At 68.2% G+C, this 23098-nt stretch carries 21 protein-coding genes; 13 read left to right on the top strand and 8 right to left on the bottom strand.

From position 1 onward, the window contains the following. The first annotated feature begins 48 nt into the window (after positions 1-48). Positions 49-1917 (top strand): feruloyl-CoA synthase, encoded by a 1869-nt coding sequence (locus tag EC839_RS20895; protein ID WP_007159063.1) that lies wholly within the window; start codon positions 49-51, stop codon positions 1915-1917. Between the two features lie 130 nt (positions 1918-2047). On the opposite strand, the gene EC839_RS20900 is transcribed toward EC839_RS20895, so the two are convergent. Continuing rightward, a complete protein-coding gene (locus EC839_RS20900; RefSeq protein WP_007159062.1) occupies positions 2048-2512 on the bottom strand; it encodes a MarR family winged helix-turn-helix transcriptional regulator in 465 nt (154 codons plus the stop codon). 54 nt (positions 2513-2566) lie between these two features. Then, positions 2567-4294 (bottom strand): sigma-54-dependent Fis family transcriptional regulator, encoded by a 1728-nt coding sequence (locus EC839_RS20905; RefSeq protein WP_007159061.1) that lies wholly within the window; start codon positions 4292-4294, stop codon positions 2567-2569. Positions 4295-4521: 227 nt separating this feature from the next. Between EC839_RS20905 and EC839_RS20910 the strand changes: the two genes are divergently transcribed. The 3 genes from EC839_RS20910 to EC839_RS20920 all read left to right on the top strand — a co-directional run bounded on the left by EC839_RS20910 (position 4522) and on the right by EC839_RS20920 (position 7817). Further along, entirely contained in the window at positions 4522-5994 is a 1473-nt protein-coding gene (locus EC839_RS20910; RefSeq protein ID WP_132833150.1) for a benzaldehyde dehydrogenase, read from the top strand. Between the two features lie 39 nt (positions 5995-6033). Further along, positions 6034-6801 carry a coniferyl-alcohol dehydrogenase gene (locus EC839_RS20915; RefSeq protein WP_007159059.1) on the top strand — a complete coding sequence of 256 codons (768 nt, stop codon included), beginning with the start codon at positions 6034-6036 and terminating at the stop codon, positions 6799-6801. Between the two features lie 71 nt (positions 6802-6872). Beyond that, on the top strand, positions 6873-7817 hold the full coding sequence (locus tag EC839_RS20920) for a transporter (protein ID WP_007159058.1): 945 nt from the start codon (positions 6873-6875) through the stop codon (positions 7815-7817). Between the two features lie 2 nt (positions 7818-7819). Here EC839_RS20920 and EC839_RS20925 read toward each other — a convergent pair whose 3' ends face one another. Continuing rightward, positions 7820-8305: a DUF4124 domain-containing protein gene (locus EC839_RS20925; protein ID WP_007159057.1), complete on the bottom strand. Its 486-nt coding sequence runs from the start codon at positions 8303-8305 to the stop codon at positions 7820-7822. Between the two features lie 180 nt (positions 8306-8485). Here EC839_RS20925 and lpxO point away from each other — a divergent pair, with 180 nt between their 5' ends. The 4 genes from lpxO (at position 8486) to EC839_RS20945 (ending at position 14610) form a co-directional block, all read left to right on the top strand. Continuing rightward, a complete protein-coding gene (gene lpxO / locus EC839_RS20930; RefSeq protein WP_007159056.1) occupies positions 8486-9385 on the top strand; it encodes a lipid A hydroxylase LpxO in 900 nt (299 codons plus the stop codon). Positions 9386-9507: 122 nt separating this feature from the next. Continuing rightward, positions 9508-10122: a translesion DNA synthesis-associated protein ImuA gene (gene imuA, locus EC839_RS20935; protein WP_007159055.1), complete on the top strand. Its 615-nt coding sequence runs from the start codon at positions 9508-9510 to the stop codon at positions 10120-10122. A gap of 7 nt (positions 10123-10129) precedes the next feature. Further along, positions 10130-11539 carry a DNA polymerase Y family protein gene (locus EC839_RS20940; protein WP_007159054.1) on the top strand — a complete coding sequence of 470 codons (1410 nt, stop codon included), beginning with the start codon at positions 10130-10132 and terminating at the stop codon, positions 11537-11539. Further along, the gene (locus tag EC839_RS20945) at positions 11536-14610 is read left to right on the top strand and encodes an error-prone DNA polymerase (RefSeq protein WP_039975311.1); all 3075 of its coding nucleotides are present in this window, start codon (positions 11536-11538) and stop codon (positions 14608-14610) included. Before EC839_RS20940 ends, EC839_RS20945 begins: the two co-directional genes overlap by 4 nt. Before the next feature lie 113 nt (positions 14611-14723). Here EC839_RS20945 and EC839_RS20950 read toward each other — a convergent pair whose 3' ends face one another. The 3 genes from EC839_RS20950 to EC839_RS20960 form a co-directional block, all read right to left on the bottom strand. After that, entirely contained in the window at positions 14724-14996 is a 273-nt protein-coding gene (locus tag EC839_RS20950) for an HU family DNA-binding protein (RefSeq protein WP_007159052.1), read from the bottom strand. Between the two features lie 254 nt (positions 14997-15250). Then, on the bottom strand, positions 15251-15622 hold the full coding sequence (locus EC839_RS20955; protein WP_027602781.1) for a YkgJ family cysteine cluster protein: 372 nt from the start codon (positions 15620-15622) through the stop codon (positions 15251-15253). A gap of 106 nt (positions 15623-15728) precedes the next feature. Then, a complete protein-coding gene (locus EC839_RS20960; protein ID WP_007159050.1) occupies positions 15729-16637 on the bottom strand; it encodes a LysR family transcriptional regulator in 909 nt (302 codons plus the stop codon). Between the two features lie 101 nt (positions 16638-16738). On the opposite strand from EC839_RS20960, the gene EC839_RS20965 reads away from it, so the two are divergent. Together EC839_RS20965 and EC839_RS20970 are read left to right on the top strand one after the other, a co-directional pair. Next, positions 16739-17137 (top strand): DoxX family protein, encoded by a 399-nt coding sequence (locus EC839_RS20965; protein ID WP_007159049.1) that lies wholly within the window; start codon positions 16739-16741, stop codon positions 17135-17137. A 23-nt stretch (positions 17138-17160) separates the two neighbouring features. Further along, complete coding sequence (locus EC839_RS20970) at positions 17161-17937, top strand: class III extradiol ring-cleavage dioxygenase (protein ID WP_007159048.1); 777 nt, start codon at positions 17161-17163, stop codon at positions 17935-17937. 70 nt (positions 17938-18007) lie between these two features. Here the strand turns inward: EC839_RS20970 and EC839_RS20975 are convergent, their stop codons facing one another. Beyond that, complete coding sequence (locus tag EC839_RS20975; RefSeq protein WP_007159047.1) at positions 18008-18601, bottom strand: Yip1 family protein; 594 nt, start codon at positions 18599-18601, stop codon at positions 18008-18010. A 291-nt stretch (positions 18602-18892) separates the two neighbouring features. On the opposite strand from EC839_RS20975, the gene hpxO reads away from it, so the two are divergent. The 3 genes from hpxO (at position 18893) to EC839_RS20990 (ending at position 21968) form a co-directional block, all read left to right on the top strand. Next, on the top strand, positions 18893-20050 hold the full coding sequence (hpxO, locus tag EC839_RS20980; protein ID WP_007159046.1) for an FAD-dependent urate hydroxylase HpxO: 1158 nt from the start codon (positions 18893-18895) through the stop codon (positions 20048-20050). 75 nt (positions 20051-20125) lie between these two features. Continuing rightward, positions 20126-21139 carry an ABC transporter substrate-binding protein gene (locus EC839_RS20985; protein ID WP_007159045.1) on the top strand — a complete coding sequence of 338 codons (1014 nt, stop codon included), beginning with the start codon at positions 20126-20128 and terminating at the stop codon, positions 21137-21139. 46 nt (positions 21140-21185) lie between these two features. Beyond that, a complete protein-coding gene (locus tag EC839_RS20990; protein ID WP_007159044.1) occupies positions 21186-21968 on the top strand; it encodes a phosphate/phosphite/phosphonate ABC transporter substrate-binding protein in 783 nt (260 codons plus the stop codon). Between the two features lie 267 nt (positions 21969-22235). Here the strand turns inward: EC839_RS20990 and EC839_RS20995 are convergent, their stop codons facing one another. Continuing rightward, a complete protein-coding gene (locus tag EC839_RS20995; RefSeq protein WP_007159043.1) occupies positions 22236-23069 on the bottom strand; it encodes an MBL fold metallo-hydrolase in 834 nt (277 codons plus the stop codon). Positions 23070-23098 lie beyond the last annotated feature (29 nt).

The raw sequence follows: 23098 nt of genomic DNA on the forward strand, positions 1-23098 counted from the left end.
ACAACAATAAGAGGCGCCTCCGGGCGCCAGCCCAGAGGAGAATTCAAGGTGAGTCACGTCACGCAAACCCGCGCGCCCGCCGATCAGCCGCTGCGCTATCGCCCGGTGACCCTGGGCCACCCCGGGGTCACGGTGGAAGAGCGCGGGGGACTGCTCTACATGGCCTCCCAGGAAGCCCTGACCCCACCGCCGCCGCGGCTGCTGGATCGCCTGCTGCACTGGGCCGCGGTGGCACCGGACCGCACCTTCTTCGCCGCACGGGAGGCCGGCGGCGCCTGGCACGAATTTTCCTATGGCGAGATGCTGCAGCGGGTGCGCCAGCTGGCCGCCGCGCTGCTGGAGTTCGGCCTCTGCGCCGAGCGTCCGCTGGCGATTCTCTCCGGCAACGACCCCGAGCACCTGCAACTGGCCATGGCGGCGCTCTATGCCGGTATTCCCTTCTGCCCGGTGTCACCCGGCTATGCGCTGCTGTCCCAGGACCACGCCAAGCTGCGCCATGTCTGCGGTCTCCTGCAGCCGGGGCTGGTGTTCGTCAGCGACGGCCCGGCCTTCCAGAAGGCGCTGGACGCCGTGCTACCCGCCGACGTACCGGTGATCGCGACCCGTGGCCAGGTGCAGGGTCGCAGCACCCTGGCCTTCGCGGCGCTGCTCGCCCGCGGTGAGCTGGCCGCCGCCGAGCGTGCCTTCGCCGCCACCGGTCCGGACAGCATCGCCAAGTTTCTCTTCACTTCCGGTTCCACCAAGCTGCCCAAGGCGGTGACCACCACCCAGCGCATGCTCTGCGCCAACCAGCAGATGCTGTTGCAGACCTTCCCGGTGTTCGGCGAAGAGCCGCCGGTGCTGGTGGACTGGCTGCCCTGGAACCACACCTTCGGCGGTAGCCACAACCTGGGGATCGTGCTCTACAACGGCGGCACCTTCTACCTGGACGAGGGCAAGCCGACGCCCCAGGGCTTTGGGGAGACCCTGCGCAACCTGCAGGAGGTATCGCCCACCGCCTATCTCACGGTGCCGCGCGGCTGGGAAGAGCTGGCCAATGCGCTGGAGCGCGACGCCAGGTTGCGCGAGCGCTTCTTCGCCCGCATGCGACTGTTCTTCTTTGCCGCGGCGGGGCTGTCGCAAAGCGTCTGGGATCGCCTGGATCGCATTGCCGAGGCCCACTGCGGCGAACGCATCCGCATGATGGCCGGCCTGGGCATGACCGAGGCCTCGCCCAGTTGCACCTTCACCACCGGGCCGCTCTCGGTGGCCGGCTATGTCGGGGTGCCGGCGCCGGGGTGCGAACTCAAGCTGGTACCGGTGGACGGCAAGCTGGAAGGGCGCTTCCGCGGTCCGCACATCATGCCCGGCTATTGGCGCGATCCTCTGCAGACCGCGGCCTGCTTCGACGAAGAAGGTTTCTATTGCTCCGGCGATGCGCTCAAGCTGGTCGATCCGGCCAATCCGCAACTGGGCCTGATGTTCGACGGCCGCATCGCCGAGGACTTCAAGCTCTCGTCCGGGGTCTTCGTCAGCGTTGGTCCCCTGCGCAATCGCGCGGTGCTGGAGGGGACGCCGCTGGTGCAGGACGTGGTGGTGGCGGGGCCGGATCGCGAATGCCTGGGGCTGCTGGTCTTTCCACGCCTGGCGGATTGCCGGCAACTGGCCGGGCTGGACGATACGGTCGATGCCGCCACGGTGCTGGCCAGCGCCCCGGTGCAGGACTGGTTCGCCGCCTGGCTCAAGCGCCTCAATCGCGAGGCCTCGGGCAACGCCAGCCGCCTGGAATGGATCGCTCTGCAGGAAGAGCCGCCATCCGCCGACCGCGGCGAGATCACCGACAAGGGCTCGCTCAACCAGCGCAGCGTCCTGACCCATCGCGCCGAGCGGCTGGGCGCCTGCTACCAGGGAACGGCGCCGCTGTTGATCAGGGCGTGAGCGCGGGCGTTGAGGTTTCCCTCACCCCAACCCTCTCCCAAGGGGAGAGGGGGTGTTTTGAGTGGCGTGAGGGTTTCGTAGGTTGCGGTTGAGCGCAGCGAAGCCGAACACAATCCACGTCGATCGACCTTCAGCCCAGCTCCCCATTGAGCTTGCGCAGCAGCCGCAACAGCTCGGCCCGCTCGGCGTCGTCCAGCGGGGCGCTGGCGGCGCGGTCGCTGGCGGCGGCGCGTTCCTTGAGTTCGCCGACCAGGGCGCGGCCCTGGTCGGTGAGGTGCAGGGCATAGGCGCGGCGATCCTGGGTGCCGCGCACCCGTTCGGCCAGACCCTGGCGTTCCAGCTTGTTCAGCAGCAGGACCAGTTGCGGCGGCTCGATGGCCAGGCGCCGGGCCAGGTCGGCCTGCATCAGGCCGGGCTCCTGCTCGAGGATCACCAGGGCGGTGAACTGGGCGGGGCGCAGGTCATAGGCGGCCAGGCTGTCCACCAGATGCTGGAACATCTTCATCTGGGCGCGGCGCAGGGCATAGCCTACGGCGGTGTCCAGCCAGGGGGTGGTGGCAGGGTCCAGGGGCGTGGCGTCGTCGGGGGAACTCATCGGCGGGAAGGGCTTCCGTCGGAGATGGCGAGGGGAGGGTATCGAGGGGTTATTCTAGTCCAGATCCTGGCGGGCGCGGCGATGGCGATAGGCGAACTGGGCGCGGCTCAGGCCGAGCAGGCGCGCCGCGGCGGCCATGTTGCCCTGGCTGCGCGCCAGGGCTTCGTCGAGCAGCTCGGCTTCCAGCTGCGCCAGCGGCAGCGGGCGTTCGCCGTCCACGCCCAGGCGCTCCAGCCAGCCGGTGGCAGGCGGTGCCTCGTCGACGAGCTCGGCCGGCAGCGGCTCGCCGCGAAACAGGTGGGGCAGGTCGATGAGTTCGCCCGGATCGCTGGCGATCACCCCGCGCTCCACCAGATTCTGCAATTCCCGTACGTTGCCGGGAAAGTCGTAGCGCAGCAGGGCCTTGAGGGCGCGCATGGTCAGGCCCACCGGCGGCCGTTCGTAGGCGGCGCAGAAGCGCCGCAGGAACAGATCCACCAGCAGGGGCACGTCGTCGCGCCGGTCACGCAGGGGCGGAATGCCGATGGGATAGACGTTGAGGCGATAGAAGAGGTCTTCGCGGAATTCGCCGCGACGTACCGCCTCGCGCAGATCCAGGTTGGTGGCGGCGATCACCCGAACGTCCACCCTGAGGGTGCGGCTGCCGCCGACCCGCTCGATCTCGCGCTCCTGAAGCGCGCGCAGCAGCTTGCCCTGACCGGGCAGACTCAGGCAGGCGATCTCGTCGAGGAACAGGGTGCCGCCCTGGGCCCGTTCGAAACGTCCGGCGCGGGACTGGTTGGCGCCGGTGAAGGCGCCGCGCTCCACGCCGAACAATTCGGCTTCGATGAGATTCTCGGGAATGGCCGCGCAGTTGAGGGCGACGAAGGGGCCGTCGGCGCGGCGGCTGAGGCGGTGCAGGTGGCTGGCGAACAGTTCCTTGCCCACCCCGGATTCGCCGGTGAGCAGCACCGTGGCCGGAGTCGGGGCGACCCGCTGCAAGGCCTGGAAGGCGCTGTTGAAGGCCGCTGAAGCCCCTACCAGCGGCTGCTGGCCGTCGGCGGCGTGGGGCAGGGGCGCGGGCAGACGTTCCGCCGGTGTCAGCGCCGGAGCGCCGTCGCCGGCGGCATTGAGATAGCGCAGGTCTTCCGCCACGTCGGGCCAGCGTTCGGCGTTGCGGCCTTCGACCCGGCAGACGTGGTGGCCCATGGCACGGCATTCCACCTCGCGAAAGATCACCAGGCGGCCGAACAGGCTGCTGACGTAGCCGATCGCATAGCCGATCTCCATCCAGCAGGCCGGATCGCTGCCCTGGCCATGGGCGATCTGGTGCTCGTCGCATTCGGCCGAGTGATGCCAGAGAAATTCGCCGCCATAGCGCCCCTGGTCGACATCGAATTCGAAATGCAGCGGCTCGACCCGCACCAGGCCCTCCAGGCCATGCAGCCGGGTACCGGCGGCAAAGATCGCCGCGGCGTCGGCCTGGGGCCAGCGCTTGCGCACCAGCTCGGCATCGCGCACTCCGGAAAGATAGCCGACCCGGGTCAGCAGGCCGCGGGCGCGTTCCTGCCCCAGGGCGCCAATCAGCTCGCGCCGCAGGGCGCCAAAGGCGGAGGCGTGTACCAGCAGCATGCGCTGGTCGTTGAGCCAGATGCGGCCATCGCCGGGTGAGAAGAACAGGCACTCGGCCAGTTCCGCCTGGGTCGGGCTGGCGCTGCCATCCCAGGCGGCACTGTCGCCACGCTGGAAGCCGCTAGCAGCCTGCTGCAGATCGCTGAGGGACAGACGTTCGGAACGGGCCATGGCACGACCTCTCGGGTGAAGTGCGCAAATGCGCAATCGAGGAAAAGGTTATACCTCATAACTTTATCTTTTGAGCAAGGCGTTTGCCGGCTGGCCCCGGGACCTTTGCCTGTCTGAGCCAGCAAGTCCCTGATTGAACGGCGCTTTTTCCTGTCAGCCCGGTCTGGGCACAGCCCTTGCTCCCTTGCCTGTGCCCACCGCGGCCCGATAACAACAAGGAGAAGGCTATGAGCAGATCATCCACGCCGTTCCTGGACGGCGCCCCCTGGCGCGAGCGGATCTTCGATGGCGACTGGATCGCCGCCCAGGGCGGCACCCTGGAGGTCATCGAACCTGCCACCGGCCAGCCCCTGCACCGCACCGGTCTGGCCAGCGTCGCCGACATCGACCAGGCCTGCGCCAAGGCGGCCCGGGCGCAACCGGCCTGGGCCGCCTGGACCGCCCGGCAAAAGGCCGGGCTGTTCCTGGCCGCCGCCGCGCACCTGGAAATGAATCGCGCCGAACTGGCCCCCCTGATCGCCCGGGAGACCGGCGGCATCCTGCCCAAGGCCGAGCTGGAATTGCGTGAAGCCGGGGTCATCCTGCAGCAGGTCGCCGGTCAGTTGCTGCAGGCCCATGGCGTGGTCCTGCCCAGCGAGCGCGGGGCCCTGTCCTATGCCCGGCGCCTGCCCCATGGCGTGGTGGGGGTGATCTCGCCGTTCAATTTCCCGCTGATCCTTTCCCTGCGCGCCGTGGCCCCGGCGCTGGCCTGCGGCAATGCCGTGGTGCTCAAGCCGGATCACCAGACGCCGGTGAGTGGCGGCATCCTCATAGCCCGGCTGTTCGAGGCCATCGGCCTGCCTCGGGGCGTGCTGCAGGTGCTGCCCGGGCGTGCCGAGGCCGGCGCGGCGCTCTGCGCCCATCCCCAGGTGCGGATGATCGCCTTCACCGGCTCGACCCAGGCCGGACGCCAGGTGGCGGAAAGCGCCGGGCGCCACCTGAAGAAGGTGGCCCTGGAACTGGGTGGCAAGAATCCGCTGATCGTGCTCGACGACGCCGATCTCGACCGCGCCGTCGGCTGCGCCGCCTGGGGCAGCTTTTTGCACCAGGGGCAGATCTGCATGGCCACCGGGTTGATCCTGGTGCACCAGCGCCTCGCCGCCGCCTTCACCGAACGCCTGGCCGCCCGCGCCGCCGCCCTGCGCCTGGGCAATCCGCTGGAACCCTCTACCCAGCTGGGTCCGCTGATCAATGCCCGGCAACTGCAACGGGTACAGGGCATCGTCGCCGACAGCCTCGCTGCGGGTGCCCGGCTGGAGCAGGGCGGCCGGCACGAAGGGCTGTTCTATGTCCCGACCGTACTGAGCGGCGTCCGTCCCGGCATGCGCGCCTTCGACGAAGAGATCTTCGGACCGGTGGCCAGCGTGGTGACCTTCGCCAGCGAGGCCGAGGCCGTCGACCTGGCCAATCGCACCCCCTACGGCCTGGCGGCCGGCGTGCTCTCCGGCTCCCTGGCCCGCGCCCGGGCCCTGGGCGAACGGCTGGAGTGCGGAATGCTGCACCTCAACGACCAGACGGTGAACGACGAGGTGGTCAATCCCTTCGGCGGCCGTGGCCAGTCCGGCAACGGTGGCAGCGTCGGTGGCCTGTGCAACTGGGACGACTACAGCCAGTGGCAGTGGGTGACCGAGCATAACGAGCCGCCGAGCTATCCCTTCTAGCCCGAGTTACCCAACCAATAACAACAAGAGGAAAATCCCATGACCCTGAATGGCAAGACCCTGGTCGTCACAGGCGTGGCCTCCGGCATCGGCGCCGAGCTGGCGCGGCTGGCGCGCTTCCAGGGCGCCTATGTGATCGGCGTCGACCGCAACCAGCCCCAGTTCAGCCTGGACGACTTCCACCAGGCCGACCTGGGCGACCCCGACAGCATCGCCGCCCTGGTCAGTCGCCTGCCGGCGCGCCTGCACGGCCTGTGCAACATCGCCGGGGTGCCGGGCACGGCGCCCCGGGAGACGGTGGCGCGCGTCAACTACCTCGGCCTGCGCTTGCTCAGCCAGCAACTGGTCGCGCGGCTGGGGCCGGGCGGCGCCATCGTCAATGTCGCCTCCATCCTCGGCACCGAATGGCCGCAGCGCCTGGAACGGCACCGCGAGCTGGCCGGGATCGCCGACTTCGCTGCGGCCGAGGCTTGGCTGCAGGCGCACCCGGTGGACCAGGCCACCTGCTACCAGTACTTCAAGGAAGCGCTCATCGTCTGGAACTTCGTGCAATCCCAGACCTGGCTGCGCGAATTCGGCGTGCGCATCAACTGCGTGGCGCCGGGACCGGTGTTCACACCCATCCTCGGCGACTTCGTCAGCATGCTCGGCGAAGAGCGCGTGGCCCGCGACAGTCTGCGCATGCTGCGCCCGGCGCTGGCCGACGAGGTGGCCGCGGTGATCGCCTTTCTCTGCAGCGATGCCTCGCGCTGGATCAACGGCGCCAACCTGCCGGTGGATGGCGGTCTCGCCGCCAGTTACGTCTGACCCGGATCGCCGCGCCTGCCGGGTGCGGCGATCACGTTTTCCCACAACAAGAACAACTTCAGGACGACGTCATGCGCACACGTTTCGGATTCGGTCTGCTGGCCGCGGCCAGTCTCGCCTCCACAGTGGCCCAGGCCTACGACCTGCCCGGTCTCAATCTCGGCTCCACCAGCTTCTACGACGGCGCGCCAGCGCCGGATGGCCCCGGCTGGTACCTGGCGGAATACCTGATCTATGGCAAGACCAGCCGCTTCAACGACCAGGACGGCCGCAAGCTGCCCTTGCCCAAGCAGGAGCTGACCACCTTCGCCCCGGTCACCCAGCTGATCTACCTCGGCCAGCCCCTGGCCAATGGCGCCATGCCCGGATTCACCGCCATCCTGCCCTGGCTGGCCCACGCCGATGTCGATGACGGCCTCGGCGGCCAGGCGCTGAGCGCCCGCGAAGGGGTAGGGGACCTGACCCTGGGCGCCTTCCTGCAACTGCCCACCACCACCCGCACCGACGGCGGACCGCGCTGGGCACAACGCATCGAGGCTGAGATCGTCGCCCCCACCGGGCGCTACGACCGCGACCGGGCGATCAATCCGGGCAGCAACTTCTGGTCCTTCAACCCCTACTACGCCACCACCTACTGGCTGACGCTCCAGTGGTCGGTGACCGGACGCTTCTGGTACCTGTGGAACGGCAAGAACGATCAGCCGCTGCGCAGCTTCGGCGCGGTCTCCGACACCCAGGCCGGCCAGGCGCTGCACGCCAACTTCGCCACCCAGTACGCGCTGAACGATCGCCTCAGCGTCGGCCTGAGCGGCTACTGGCTGCGGCAGATCACCGACACTCAGGTCGATGGTCACGACGTCAGCGGGCGGCGGGAAAAGGTCTGGGCCTGGGGTCCGGGTTTCACCTACGCCTTTTCCCGGGAGAACCTGATCACCGTCAACAGCTACTTCGAGCAGGACGCCGAGAACCGCACCGAGGGGCGTAAGTTCGTCGTCAACTTCCTGCACAAGCTCTAGTGCTAGCGATCGATGGGAATGCCCCGGTTCGGTGGCGGCGGAGGCGCCGGCGGCTGGGGCTGCTGCGCCTGGGGATGGGGCACCATGTGCCAGGTCTCGTTGCGCGGCCGGCGGTCGATGTAGACCGGCACCGGCTGATAGATGATGCCGGAGCCGCGCACCTCGCTTTCCTGGCGAAAGCTCGAAGAGGACGAAGAGCCACCGACCACGGTGACGTCGTCGACCGGACGTTGGCGGCTGGAAGCGGGGGCGGGTACCACGGTGACCTCCCGCGGCGCGGCTGCCGGCGGCGGCGTGGCAGGCCGGGGCGGCGGCGTGAAACCGTTGCTCTCGGGCAGGCTCTGCAGCGGAATGGTGGTGATCTGACTATTCGTCGGGCAGGCGCCCTGGGTATAGGTCGTCCGGCCCTGGTCGTCCACGCACTTGTAGACATCCTGAGCGGCCACGACGCCACTGGCGAGCAGCAGGCCATAGAGCAGCGAACGCATGATGAGGCCCTCCGGGCACTCGAATTGTCACCTGCAGGATACAAGATGCCCGCTACGGCTCCCAGTGCTGCTGTCCGGCTCGACACCAGGCATTCAGCTTATCGTCAGACTGTAAAGACTAGGCCCGGCCCCAGGTGAGGCGTATAACATCCGGAAACATTCTTTTCAGGGCAGCGACGCGTGAAGTGGTTCGTGATTGGCGGTTTTTTTCTCTGTGTTTCGTATGTGCACTTTCGCGGGCGGGTGCGCCATCGCTTGCTGCGTCAGCTCAGTGACCATTCGACCTTTCTGGCGCCGCTGAACACCTTCATGTTCCTCACCTCGCGGGTGCCCAACACGCCCTATCACCCGGTGGAGCGCTTTCCCGAACTGCAGGTGCTGCAGGACAACTGGCAGCTGATCCGCGACGAGGCCCTCGACCTGCTGCGCGCCGGCCAGATCAAGAAATCCGCCGAGCACAACGATGCCGGCTTCAACTCCTTCTTCAAGAGCGGCTGGAAGCGCTTCTATCTGAAGTGGTACGGCGACAGCCATCCTTCCGCCATGCAGCTGTGCCCCAGAACCACTGAATTGCTGCGCGGCATCGGCACGGTCAAGGCGGCCATGTTCGCCGAGTTGCCGCCCGGATCGCGGCTGGTGCGCCATCGCGATCCCTATGGCGGCTCCCTGCGCTATCACCTGGGCCTGGCCACGCCCAATGATCCGCGCTGCTTCATCGAGGTGGACGGCCAGCGCTATCACTGGCGCGATGGCCAGGCGGTGGTGTTCGACGAAACCTTCATCCACTACGCCGAGAACACCACCGACCAGGATCGCGTCATCCTGTTCTGCGACGTGGAAAGGCCGCTGCGCTATCGCTGGGCGAGCGCCTTCAATCGCTGGGTCAGTGGCACCCTGCTGGCCTCGGCGGCCTCGCCCAATGACGCCAGCGACAAGACCGGCGGCCTCAATCGCGCCTTCCGGCACCTCTATCGCATCCGCCAGCGCGGCAAGGCGCTGAAGAAGCGCAACCGCTTCCGCTACTACCTCGAACAGTGGCTGTTGCTGGCCGCGCTGGTCGGCGTGGTGATCTGGATCTGAGCGATCCCTGCAACCGCAAAGACAGCGGTTCGACTTGACCCCGATGCGAATCGCCTCTAATACTGTATGCATATACAGATAGAGGCGATGGCCATGGACAATATCCCTGCAGGTCTGGCGGCATGAGCGGCGGTGCCAGCCTGGCCCGGCTGTTCGAGGAGCGGCGCCTGTGGAAGGGGCAGACCAGTCCCGACGCCCGACGCAGCGACCAGCCCACCGGGGTCGCTGCTTTGGATGCCCATCTGCCCGGTGCCGGCTGGCCGGAAGCGGCCCTGACCGAATTGCTGCTCGCCGGCCCCGGCCATGGCGAGTTGCGGCTGCTCTGGCCGACCCTGGCGCGCCTGAGCCAGGCCGCCGAGCGCATCGCCCTGATAGGGCCGCCGCTGTTGCCCTATCCTCTGGCCTGGCAGGCGGCCGGCGTGGCGCTGGATGCCCTGGTGGTGATCCGCGCCCAGGGCGCCGAGGTGCTCTGGGCCGCCGAGCAGTGCCTGCGCTCCGGTTGCTTCGGCGCGGTGCTCTGCTGGCCCGAGCGGGCCGACGATCGCCAGCTGCGCCGGCTGCAGGTCGCCGCCGAGAGCGGCCGTACCCTGGCCTTCGCCCTGCGCCCAGCCGCCGCCCTGGACAATCCTTCGCCGGCGGCCTTGCGCCTCGAACTCAGGGCGCCGCTGGAACGGCTGCACATCCGCAAATGCCGCGGCGGTCAGCCCGGCGTGCTCGATCTGGCCGGCGGCGCTTGAGCTTGCCATGCGCTGGGCCTGCATCCTTTTTCCACAGCTGGCGCTGGATGCCGTGCTGCGCCGTCATCCCCAGCCGGAGCGGCCGCTGGTGCTGCTTTCCGGTCCGCCACAGCGCCGCCTGCTGCAGGCGGTCAATCCGGCCGCGCGGGCCCTGGGGCTGCGCCCCGGCCTGACCCTGGCCGCCGCCCAGGCGCTGACCCGCGACTTCGAGCAGCAGGAATACGACCCGGCGCTCATCGAGACGGCCGAGGCGCTGCTGGCGGCCTGGGGCTACGGCTTCAGCTCCCAGGTCAGTCGCCACTATCCGCGGGCGCTGCTGCTGGAGATCCAGTCCAGCCTGCCGCTGCTGGGGCCCTGGCCACGGCTGGAGCGGCGCCTGCGCCAAGAGCTCCAGGGCCTGGGCTTTCGCCACCGGCTGGCCCTGGCGCCCAATCCGGTGGCGGCGCGCATGCTGACCAATGTCGCCGATGGTCTCATCGCCGCGCCGGACGACCTGCCGTGCCTGCTCGATCGGCTGCCCGTGGAGCGCGCCGGTTTCGCCCCCCAGCAGGCCCAGGCGCTGGTGCGCATGGGCATCCGCCGCCTGGAGCAACTCAAGGCCCTGCCCAGGGCCGCCCTGGCCCGGCGCTTCGCCCCCGAGCTGCTGCAGCAGCTGGATCTGCTGGGCGGCAGTCGCAGCCTGGCGCTGGAGTTCTATCGGCCGCCCGATCGTTTCGTGGCGCGGGTGGAGCTCAATTTCGAGGTGGAATCCCACCAGGCGCTGCTGTTCCCCCTGCGTCGCCTCACCGCCGATCTGGCGGTCTGGCTGGCCAGTCGCGACCGGGGCGTGCAGCGCTTCCTGCTCTGGCTGGAACATCGCCAGGGGCCGGCCACCACCCTCACCATCGGCCTGCTGGCCCCCGAACGCGATGCCGCCCTGCTGTTCGAATTCGCCCGCAGTCGCCTCGAACAGCTGCAGGTGGTGGCCCCGGTGCTGGCGCTGCGCCTGGAAAGCGAGGAGTTGCCCCTCTTCGTGCCGGAACGCCATGGCCTGTTCGACGAGCGTCCCGCCCAGGCCGTGGGCTGGGAAGTGCTACGCGAACGCCTGCGTGCCCGGCTGGGCGAGGAAGCGGTGCTGGGTCTCGGCATCCAGGCGGATCATCGTCCCGAGCGCGCCCTGGTCTGGCGCCACGAGCGGCGTCTGGAGACCGCCTTGCCCGGCCTGCGTCCGGGTTGGCTGCTGAGCGAACCGCGTCCCCTCGACGGCCAGCCACGCCGGGTCCTCGCCGGTCCCGAGCGCATCGAAAGCGGCTGGTGGGACGGGGGTGATCAGCGGCGCGACTACTACCGCATCGAGGTGGCCGACGGACGCCAGGCCTGGGCCTTTCGCCGCTATGGCGAGGAGGCGCCCTGGTGGATCCAGGGCTGGTTCGCATGAGCGGCTATGCCGAGTTGCACTGCCTGTCGAATTTCAGCTTCCAGCGCGGTGCCTCCAGTGCCCTGGAATTGTTCGAGCGGGCCAGGGCGCTTGGCTACGCGGCGCTGGCCATCACCGACGAATGCACCCTGAGCGGCAGCGTCCGCGCCTGGCAGGCGGCGCGCCAAGTCGGGCTGCCCCTGATCATCGGCAGCGAACTGACCCTCGACGACGGTCTGCGCCTGGTGCTGCTGGTGGAGGATCTGCCGGGTTACGAGTGCCTCTGCGCGCTGATCACCCGGGCACGCCGCCGAGCACCCAAGGGCCGCTACCAGCTGGGTCGTGCGGATCTGCAGCAGCCCTTGCCCGGCTTGCTGGCGATCTGGCTGCCCGGCGGCGAACCCGCGACCGAGGAGGGCGAATGGCTCAGGAGCGTCTTCGCCGAGCGCCTCTGGCTCGGCGTCGAATTGCTGCGCGGCGCCGACGATGCCGCTCGACTCCGGCAGTTGCAGGCGCTGGGCAGGCAGCTGGGCGTGCCGGCAGTGGCCTGCGGCGACGTGCACATGCACACCCGCGGACGCCGTGCCCTGCAGGATGTGCTCACCGGCATCCGCCATCACCTGCCGGTGGCCGAGGCCGGCTATCACCTGCATCCCAACGGCGAGCGTCATCTGCGGCCGCTGGCGGCGCTGGAGGGCCTCTATCCCGCGGCGCTGCGCGCCGAGACCCTGGCGATCGCCGCCCGCTGCCGCTTCGACCTGGGCGAGTTACGCTATCGCTATCCCCGGGAGGTGATACCCGCCGGCGAGACGGCGGGCTCCTGGCTGGCCGAATTGACCCGCCGCGGCCTGGCCTGGCGCTGGCCGGAGGGAGCGCCGGCAAGGGTCACCGACCAGGTGGCCCGGGAGCTGGCGCTGATCGCCGAGAAGGGCTACGAGAACTACTTTCTCACCGTGCACGACATCGTCGACTATGCCCGCCGCCAGCACATCCTCTGCCAGGGCCGCGGCTCGGCGGCCAACTCGGTGGTCTGCTACGTGCTGGGTATCACCGAGCTGAATCCGCTCACCGGCAATCTGCTGTTCGAGCGCTTCATCTCCCGCGAGCGCGACGAACCGCCCGACATCGACGTCGACTTCGAGCACGAGCGCCGCGAAGAGGTCATCCAGTATGTCTTTCGCCGCTATGGCCGCGAGCGGGCCGCGCTCACCGCGGTGGTCAGCACCTACCATGCCGCCGGCGCCCTGCGCGATGTCGGCAAGGCGCTGGGCCTGCCGGGCGACCAGCTCGACGCCCTGTCCGGGTGCGCCGGGCGCTGGACCGACGAGATCCCCGGCCCCGCGCGCCTGCGCGAAGCCGGTTTCGATCCCGACAGCCCCCTGCTGCAGCGGGTACTCATCCTTGCCGGCCAGTTGATCGGCTTTCCCCGGCATCTCTCCCAGCATCCCGGCGGCTTCGTCATCTCCGAGGCGCCCCTGGCCACACTGGTGCCGGTGGAAAACGCCGCCATGCCCGAGCGCACCCTGATCCAGTGGGACAAGGACGACCTCGATGCCGTGGGCCTGCTCAAGGTCGACATCCTCGCCCTGGGCATGCTCAGCGCCCTGCGCCGCTGCTTCGACCTGGTCGCCAACTGGCGCGGCCAGCGCTGGACCCTGGCCAGCCTGCCCCAGGAAGATGCGCCCACCTACGCCATGATCTCCCGCGCCGACACGGTGGGGGTGTTCCAGATCGAATCCCGCGCCCAGATGGCCATGCTGCCGCGCCTCCGGCCGCGAACCCTCTACGACCTGGTGATCGAGGTGGCCATCGTCCGTCCCGGGCCGATCCAGGGCGACATGGTGCATCCCTATCTGCGCCGCCGGAATGGCGAGGAAGAGGCCGACTATCCCCATGACGAATTGCGGCCGGCGCTGGAACGCACCCTGGGAGTGCCGCTGTTCCAGGAACAGGTGATGCAGATCGCCATGGTCGCCGCCGAGTATTCGCCGGGCGAGGCCGATCAGCTGCGCCGCTCCATGGCGGCCTGGAAGCGTCATGGCGGCCTCGAACCCCACCGTCAACGCCTGCACAGCCGCATGGTCGAACGCGGCTATCGCCCGGAATTCGCCGCGCGCCTCTTCGAGCAGATCAAGGGCTTCGGCAGCTACGGCTTTCCCGAATCCCATGCCGCCAGCTTCGCCTTGCTGACCTATGCCAGCTCCTGGCTCAAGTGCCACGAGCCGGCCGCCTTCGCCTGTGCCCTGGTCAACAGCTGGCCCATGGGGTTCTACAGTCCCGACCAGGTCCTCCAGGACGCCCGGCGCCACGGCATCGAGGTGCGCGCGGTGACCGTGCAGGCCAGCGACTGGGACTGCCGGCTGGAGGCGGGGGCCGGCCATCAGCCGGCGATCCGCCTGGGCCTGCGCCTGGTGCAGGGACTGGCGGAGGCGGTGGGTCGGCGCCTGGTGGCGGCACGGGGTACGCAGCCCTTTCGCGATGTCGAGGACCTCTGTCGCCGGGCCGAGCTGGATGCCCGGGCGCGCGGACAGCTGGCCGAGGCCGGTGCTCTGGCGGAGCTGGCCGGTGATCGCCATCAGGCGCGCTGGGCCATGGCCGGGGTGGAGCGCCAGCTGCCGCTGTTCGCATCGGCGGACAGCGCCCTGGAGGAACGACCAGCCTTGCCCGCGCCCAGTGTCGCGGAAAACGTCCATGCCGACTACCGCATGCTGGGCACCACCCTGGGGCCGCATCCGCTGAGTCTGCTGCGCGGCGAACTCCAGGCGCGGCGCTGCCGGGATTTCCGGCAGCTGGACAAGATCAAGCCCGGTGCCCTGGTGCGGGTAGCCGGCTTGGTGCGCGGCCGACAGCGCCCGGGCACGGCCAGCGGGGTGATCTTCGTGACCCTGGAAGACGAGCACGGCATGCTCAATGTGGTGGTCTGGCGCGCGGTGGGTGAACAGCAGCGTCGGCCCCTGCTGCAGGCACGGCTGCTACAGGTCGAGGGGCATCTGGAACGGGAGGCGGGGGTGCAGCACCTGATCGCCGGTCGCCTGACCGATCTGAGTCCGCTGCTCGACGAGCTCATGGTGTCGAGTCGGGATTTTCACTAGGACGGAGAGGGGAGAGGGGGAAAAGCGGAGGAGGGAGAGAGCGGGTGGAGCGGGGGGACTGTCTTCCGAAGCGCTCTGGAGCGCCCGGAAGACAAGAATCGACCAACGCAGTCTTAGCTGACGGCGTCTTTCAGGCCTTTGCCGGGCTTGAAGCCGGGCAGCTTGGCAGCGGCGATCTTGATGGTGGCACCGGTCTGCGGGTTGCGGCCTTCGCGAGCAGCGCGCTCTTTTACTGCGAAAGTTCCGAAACCGACCAGGCTGACGCTGTCGCCTTGCTTCAGGGCGTCGGTCACCGCAGTGGTGAAGGCGTCCAGGGCTTTGGCAGCGGTGGCCTTGGGCAGGTCGGCAGACGCGGCAATGGCGTCGATCAGCTCAGCTTTATTCATGTAAAAACTCCATGTGTGAGTATTGGCCAGGCAGTATAGCGGCAGCTTTGCCTTGCGTAGAGCCTTTGTGAGCCTCTACGTGGCCGGTTGAAGCAGCCTTGTTGTTCGGCGCTACAGGATACGCATAGCGGGCGAAAGAGCGATAGGGTATTCGATCAAGCAGGGCCGTGAAAACCTGATCCGCACTGCATTTTCCACGCTTTACAGCCCAGCCGTCGCCTTTTTGGGCAGCGGCGATGGCCGTTTGGTTTCCTCTAGGCTACGCGATCGGGCGACAGATGCGGCTGCAACGGCGGCGTCAGGGGCGGCAACCCATAGGCGGCGCGGGCCGCATCGCAATGGGGATTGGCTTCGCCGTTCTCCCAGGCGGCGGTGAACTCGCGGCAGGTGCTGGAACGGTTCTCGTAGACGGTGCAGCGCGTGCCGCAGCCGACCTCGCCGAGCAGGGCGGTGCAGCGTACCGGCTTCTGCTCGGTACCTTGCATGGCCACCAGATGCGGGCTGATCGCGACGGTCAGGTGGTCGGGCACCAGGCCACCGGCCGACTGGCATTCGCCCCAATAGAAAGACACGCGGAAATGGGCGCAGCAGGCGCCACAGCTGAGGCAGGGATTCTCGGTCGACATGGACGACAGCCATCGCAGAAACCGGCAGCGCCGGCGGGACAGACGGGGATTCTAGGCAAGCCCCGCGAGGCTGCGAAGCCCCTCCCAACGACCGTTCGGCGGCGACCTACGGCAGTGCTTTTCGCGGTCCGGGCGTGACCAGATGTCGCTGCAGCCAGGCGATGAACAGCCGCACCTTGGCCGGCACCAGGCGCCGATGGGGATAGAGGGCATGGATGGCGATGGCCTGGGTGTACCAGGGCGCGAACAGTCGCTCCAGGCGACCCGCCGCCAGGTCATCACCCACCAGGAAATCCGGCTGGCGAATGATGCCATGGCCGTCCAGCGCCGCCTGGTGCAGGACGCTGCCGTTGTTGGCGCGCAGCGGCCCGCTGACCTTGATCTGCAGGCGCTCGTCGTCGCGCCGGAATTCCCAGAGATCGCCGTCGCTGGCATAGCTGTAGAGCAGGCAGCGGTGCTCGCGCAACTCGGCAGGATGCTCGGGGCGACCGTGGCGCTGCAGATAGGCGGGCGCGGCGCAGATGAATAGCTCGACCGCCCCCAGGGGCTGCGCCACCAGGCTGGAATCGCTGAGGTCGCCGATGCGCACGGCCAGATCGAAGCCTTCCTCGACCAGGCGCACCTGGCGATCGCTCAGCTCCAGGTCGATGGCGACCTCGGGATATTCGTGCAGGAAGCTGCTCACCAGGGGCGCTAGGTGACGCACGCCAAAGGTCAGGGGCGCACTGACCCTGAGACGCCCGCGGGGCCGTTCGTGGCCTTCCTGCAGGCGCTGTTCGAGGACCTCCAGATCACCCAGCAGGGGCACCAGTCCTTCATGGAGGGTGCGTCCGGCCTCGGTCAGGCTCAGGGTACGGGTGGTGCGCTGCAGCAGCCGGGTGCCGTAATGCCGTTCAAGGGCGGCCAGGTGCTTGGTGAGCACCGAGCGGGACAGCTCCAGCCGCTCCGCCGCCGCGGTCAGGCTGCCCAGTTCGACGATCTTGACGAAGGCCTGCAGAGCTTTCAGGGTATCCAATAATTGTTTCCATAACGTGCACAGTTCATTCCCAGCGTGCACCTTTATTCGCGTCTTGGAAACAGGACAATGGGTCATCTTTCCTCAGTTCGAGAATCAGCATGACCGACCGTACCTCTTCCTATGCTCCTCTGTTGTTGCGCCTGGCCCTGGGTGCCATGTTCCTGGCCCATGGCCTTACCAAGCTGCTGGTGTTCACCCTGCCGGGCACGGCGGGTTTCTTCGCCTCGGTGGGCTTTCCCGGCTGGCTGGCCTATCCGGTCACCTTCTTCGAGCTGGGCGCCGGCGTGCTGCTGATCCTGGGCGCCTGGGTGCGTCCGGTCGCGGCAGTCGCTGCCGTCCAACTGTTCGCGGCGGCGACGGTCCATTTCGGCAACGGCTGGTCCTTTTCCAATCCCCACGGTGGCTGGGAATATCCGGTCTTTCTCGCCGTGACCGCTGCCGCCCTGGCGCTGCTGGGCGCGGGCCAGCTCTCCTGGGATGCACGCAAGCGCTCCTGACTCCTGCTCGAGAGGTCGCCACCATGTCGCTTCCCACCCTGTTCGTTTCCCACGGCTCGCCCATGGAGGCGCTCGACGCCGGTGCGGCGGGAGCGGCCTGGCGCGCCCTGGGGCAGTTGCTGCCGACCCCGGCCGCCATCGTCGTGGTCTCGGCGCACTTCGACACCCGGATACCGGTATTCGGCAACGCCACGCGGCCGGCCACCGTCCATGACTTCTATGGCTTTCCCGAGGCCCTCTATCAGCTGGATTATCCCGCGCCTGGCGCTCCGACCCTCGCCGAGCAGCTGGCCCAGGGCCTGCGCGAGCAGGGCTGGGAGGCCGAGACGGGCGAGCAGGGACTGGATCATGGCGCCTGGGTGCCCTTGCGCTATCTCTATCCCGACGCGCAAATTCCCGTGGTGCCGCTGTCGATGAGCGCCGCCCGTGGACCGGACTACCACTATGCCCTGGGCCGGGCGCTGGCCAGGGTGCTACCGGCGGATACCCTGCTGATCGGTTCGGGCAGCCTGACCCACAACCTCGGTGACTTCCGCCGTGGCGGCGCCGAGTCTCCCGGCTATGTGCGGGACTTCCAGCACTGGATCCAGAGCCGCCTGCGCGAGCGGGATCTGGACGCCTTGCTCGATTACCGGCGTCAGGCGCCGCAGGCCCGTCAGGCCCATCCCACCGACGAGCACCTGTTGCCGCTGTTCGTTGCCCTGGGCGCGGCCGATCCCGAAGGCACTTTCAGCGTCCATCACGATGGCATCGCCCATCGCATCCTGGCCATGGACCTCTACGGCTTCTCCCGCCACTAGCCCCCTGACGACAAAAAGCCCGGATCGATTGACGGATCCGGGCTTTTTGCTATGTCAAAACGACGTTCGATCAGCCAAACAACTCAGGTCCATAACCCCACATCAGCACCGTGGTGGCCATCAGCACCTCCAGCACCAGCACCCCGATGGCCAGGGTTGAGCCGGACATGATGAAGCCTTCCCGCTGATCGATATTGAGGAAGGAGGGGATGCCGGTATAGAGCAGGTAGGCCGAATAGGCCAGGCCGACGATCCCGGCGATGGCGCACAGCCACACCAGCGGATAGAAGCCCACCAGGCCGCTCAGCAGCATGGGCGTGGCCACGTAGCCGGCGAACAGGATGCAGCGGTTGGCGCTGGGCCGATCCGGATAGCGCCGCGCCAGCCAGTGGATCACGTGCCCCATGGCCACCACCGCCGCCATGATCAGCGCATAGCTGATGACCGCCAGGACCACCGCCGTGGGCAGGTCCAGCACATGGGCCTCACCGCCACCGAAGCGCCAGCCGAAGGTCGTGGTACCCACGAGGGAAGCGACGACGGGAATGGCCGCCAGGAAGGCGACATGATGGGCAAAGAAGTGCCCGACCGTTTCCCCTTCGCGACGAATCTGTTGCCACTCGCGATCGGGATGGGCCAGCAGGCCCCAGACATGATTGATCATGATCCTGCTCCTCACCCGCTGTGGTCGCCGCAAGCGGGCCTCTGTGGATGGCGAACGCTGGGTACAACGCGACTGGCGACTACCTTAGGAGTATAGAAGAGCTCTGGAATGCGTCATGCGAGCCGACGAAGGGCAGCCTGCGTGGAAACGAAGCGACCAATGGTCAAGGGGCACCACCCTGGTGCGTTTCCGGGGCCCTGACAGCCGGCTAACCCCCAGAGAGCAATACCTGACCACTTGGTCAGGAAATTGCTTGGCCAAGGTATCTGTTACCGGTCAACGAGGTCCGTCATGCCATCTCTCGACATCATCATCGCCGGCGCCGGCATGGGCGGTCTCACCGCCGCCCTGGCGTTGCAACAGGCCGGCCACCGGGTCCGCCTGTTCGAACGCGCGCAGGATCTGGCCCCCATCGGCGCGGCCCTCTCCATCTGGCCCAATGGCGTCAAGGTGCTGGAGCAGCTGGGGCTCGGGTCCGCCATCGCCGCGGTCAGCGGCGACATGCAGACCATGAGCTATCGCGACCATGAGGGACAGTTGCTTACCCGGTTCAGCCTGTTGCCGCTCTATGAGGCCGTGGGTCGACCGGCGCGCCCCATCGCTCGCGCCCACCTGCAGCGCCTCCTGCTCGAAGCGGTGGGCGCCGAGCACGTGGCCCTGGGTGTCGGCTGCGAGGACTTCGAGCAGGATACGGCCGGGGTGACCGTGCTGCTCGGCGATGGTCGGCGCGAACGGGCCGACCTGCTGATCGCCGCCGATGGCACCCACTCGCGCCTGCGGGAGCGGGTGGTGGGCCAGGCCATCACCCGCGAGTATTGCGGCTACGTGAACTGGAACGGGCGGGTAAAGATCGCGCCGGATCTGGCCGAGGCCCAGGACTGGGCGCAATTCGTCGGGGCGCATCAGCGGGTCTCGCTGATGCCCATGGGCGGCGATGAATTCTATTTCTTCTTCGACGTGCCCCTGCCCAAGGGCACGCCCAACGACCGCAGCCGTTACCGCGCGGAACTGGCCAAGCACTTCGCCGGCTGGGCACCGCCGGTGCAGCGCCTGATCGAGCGGCTGGACCCCCAGGGCGTGGCCCGGGTGGAGATCCACGATACCAGGCCGTTGCCGACCCTGGTGCAGGGGCGGGTGGCGCTTCTGGGCGATTCCGCCCATGCCATGGCCCCGGACCTGGGGCAGGGCGGTTGCCAGGCCATGGAGGATGCCTGGGTGCTGGCGCGCTGTCTGGACGCCGAACAGGACCCCCTGGCCGCGCTCCAGGCCTATCAGGCCGCGCGGTTGGAGCGGGTCGCCGGCATCGTCGAGCGGGCGCGCAAACGCTGTGAGATCACTCACGGGCATGAGCCCCAGGCCACCCAGGCCTGGTACGCCGAGCTGGCCCGGGAAACCGGCGAGACGGTGATCGCCGGCCTGCGCAAGACCGCCGAGGGCGGTCCGCTGTGAAATAGCTCTGGGCCGCGGGGACGAATGGCAGTGCCGGGGGTCGAAAGGCCCACGTCCTCGTCGGAGAGTTAGCCCATGCGCCTGCGTCTCGCCCTGACCCTTGCCAGCCTTGCCATCACCCCGCTGGCCTTTGCCGCCGACGGCGGCTGTCCCTATCCGCAGACGGTCAAGTTCGCCGGTCCCAACTGGGAGAGCGGCATGTTCACCACCGAGGTCCTGCGCCTGCTGGTGGAAAAGGGCTATGGCTGCCAGACCGACAGCGTGCCGGGCAACACCGTGACCCTGGAAAACGCCCTGGCGCAAAACGACATCCAGGTCACCGGCGAGCAGTGGGCCGGGCGTAGTCCGGCCTGGCGCGCGGCGGAAAAGGCTGGCAAGGTCTTTGCCGTCGGCGAGACGGTCAAGGGTGCCACCGAAGGCTGGTGGGTACCGGAATACCTGGTCAAGGGCGACCCCGCGCGTGGCATCCAGGCCAAGGCGCCGGACCTCAAGAGCGTCGCCGATCTGCCGCGCTACAAGGAGCTGTTCCGCGATCCGGAAGAGCCCGGCAAGGGCCGCTTCCTCAACTGCCCGACCGGCTGGACCTGCGAGATCGTCAACAGCCAGAAGCTCAAGGCCTACAAGCTGACCGACAGCTACACCAACTTCCGCACCGGTACTGGCCCTGCGCTGGATGCTGCCATTGCCACCGCCATGCGCCGTGGCGAGCCGGTGCTCTTCTACTATTGGTCGCCGACCCCGCTGATGGGCCGCTACAAGCTGGTCCAGCTGGAAGAGCCACCCTTCAGTGAGAAGGCCTGGGAGACCCTGTCGGATCCGAAGAATCCCGATCCGCTGCCGTCGCGCTCGCTGCCGGCCAAGATCACCATCGGCGTCTCCCGCGACCTGCACGACAAGGCACCGGCCCTGGTGGCGCTGTTCGAGAAGGTCGAATTCCCCCTCGATCAGTTCAACGGCATCCTCGCCGGCATGGCCGAGAAACGCGAAGACGCCCAGGTGGTGGCCAAGCGTTTCCTCAAGGAGCATCCGGAGGTCTGGACGACCTGGCTGCCGGCGGAAAACGCCGAACGGGTAAAGGCGGCGCTCTGAGTGCAGTGATAGGGGATAATGGCGGTTTTCCGTGCTGGAGCCGCCCATGACCGTCGCCGCCCTTACCATGTACGTCGAGCCTGCCGAGGTGCGCGACGCCTATCGCCAGCTGGCCGAAGCCGTGGCGCTGCGCCTGGACGAGACGCTCGACCCCGCGCCCGAGGAGCTGTCGACGCTCTGGACGCATCCCGAGCTGCTGCTGGCGCAGACCTGCGGCTATCCCTGGGCCACCCGCCTGCGCGGCCAGGTGCGCCTGGTAGCGGCGCCGCGCTATCGCTTCGCGGGCTGCCAGGCAGCCGAGCACTGCGCCTTCATCCTGGTGCCCGAGACGCTGGAGGCGACCAGCCTGGCCGATCTGCGCGGCAAGCGCGTAGCGCTCAACGGCCTGGATTCCAACACCGGCATGAATCTGCTGCGCCACGCCGTGGCGCCCCTGGCGGAGCGGGCCCGCTTCTTTGGCGAGATGATCGTCAGCGAGAGCCACGCCAACAGCCTGGCACTGTTGCAGCAAGGGCATGCCGATGTGGCCTCGGTGGATGCCGTGACCTACGGCTATCTGCAACGCGCCCAACCCGAGCGGGTCGCCGGTCTGCGCCTGCTGCAACGCACCTGCCCCAGTCCGACGCTGCCCTTCATCACCGCCGCCAGTCGTTCGGATGCGGACGTGGAAGCCCTGCGCGCCGCCTTGAACGACAGCCTGGCCGCCGATCCTGCGCTGGCCGACGTCCTGGCCATCGAGGGTGTCACGGCGGTGGATGAGACAACCTATCTACCGCTGCTGGACTGGCGGCGAGAAGCGGTGGAGCAGGGTTACCCGGTAATTGCCTAGGTTGGTTGCGACGGCCCTGTCGTCGCAACCAACCTGAAGGATTCGGCCCTGGCATTGTTGCCGTTGCGCTCTGATCAATCGCGGCCATGGCGGTCCGCCGATGCGGCCGCTCCTACGGACGCCAGCCCTCTGTAGGAGCGGCCCATGGCCGCGATGAGTAGCCGCTAACGGGTACGCGCGTAGGTTGTTTGCGACGGCTCCATCATCGAAACCCAGCACTAGAGGTTCGGCCTGGCCACTGTTGGGCTTCGCTGCGCTCAACCCAACCTACGGTGTCCCTGCCTGCAACCGCTTGAACTCCACCAGATCATGACTGCAGAACAGCGTCAGCCCCAGGTCCTGGCGCAGGGAGAGTTCGCGCAGGCGGGCCTGGTTGTCTAAGCGGCTGGCGCGGTCGGCTTCCATCAGCCGCTGGTAGAACCTCAGCCCCGGCGTGCAGTGGCGTTCGGGCTGGTGCATCTCGTCGCGGTAGAAATAGGCGTCGCCCGCATGCAGCAACCAACCCCCGTCGTGCTGGACGGCGATGCCGGCATGGCCCGGGGTGTGGCCGGGCAGGGGGATCATCAGGATTTCCGGCGGCAGGCCGGGCAGGTCGCGCACGCTGGCGAAGCCGTGCCAGGCCTCGCCCCGGGGTTCGTGGAAATGCCAATGGCGGATGCCTTGCCACTGCGCCGGACTGTAGCGGCGCCGACCGATGAAGCCGTGGCGCTGGCGCTGCGCATCCCACTCCCGCTGCAGCACATGGACCTGGGCCTGGGGAAAGTCGTCCAGGCCGCCGGCGTGGTCGAAATCCAGATGGGTCAGCACGATATGGCGGACGTCGCCCGGACGAAAACCCAGGCGGCGGAGCTGCGCCAGGGCGCTGAGTTCGGGATCGTACTGGATGCGATTCATCAGCCGGAAGAAGGGACTCAGGCGCCGGCCGCGCTCCCGGAGATCGGCTTCGCCAAAGCCGGTATCCACCAGCACCAGGCCGTCCCGGTCGGTTTCCACCAGCAGGCAGTGACAGGCGAGGTGGGCGGCGAGTCCGCGGCTGAAGCCGTCGTACAGCGCCCCGCCCAGGGGGCACATGCAGCCGCAGTTGAGGTGATGGATACGCATGCTCGGCTCCGCGAAGGTGACCTCCGGTA

The sequence above is a fragment of the Pseudomonas sp. JUb52 genome (assembly GCF_004341115.1).
Taxonomy (GTDB): domain Bacteria; phylum Pseudomonadota; class Gammaproteobacteria; order Pseudomonadales; family Pseudomonadaceae; genus Chryseomonas; species Chryseomonas oryzihabitans.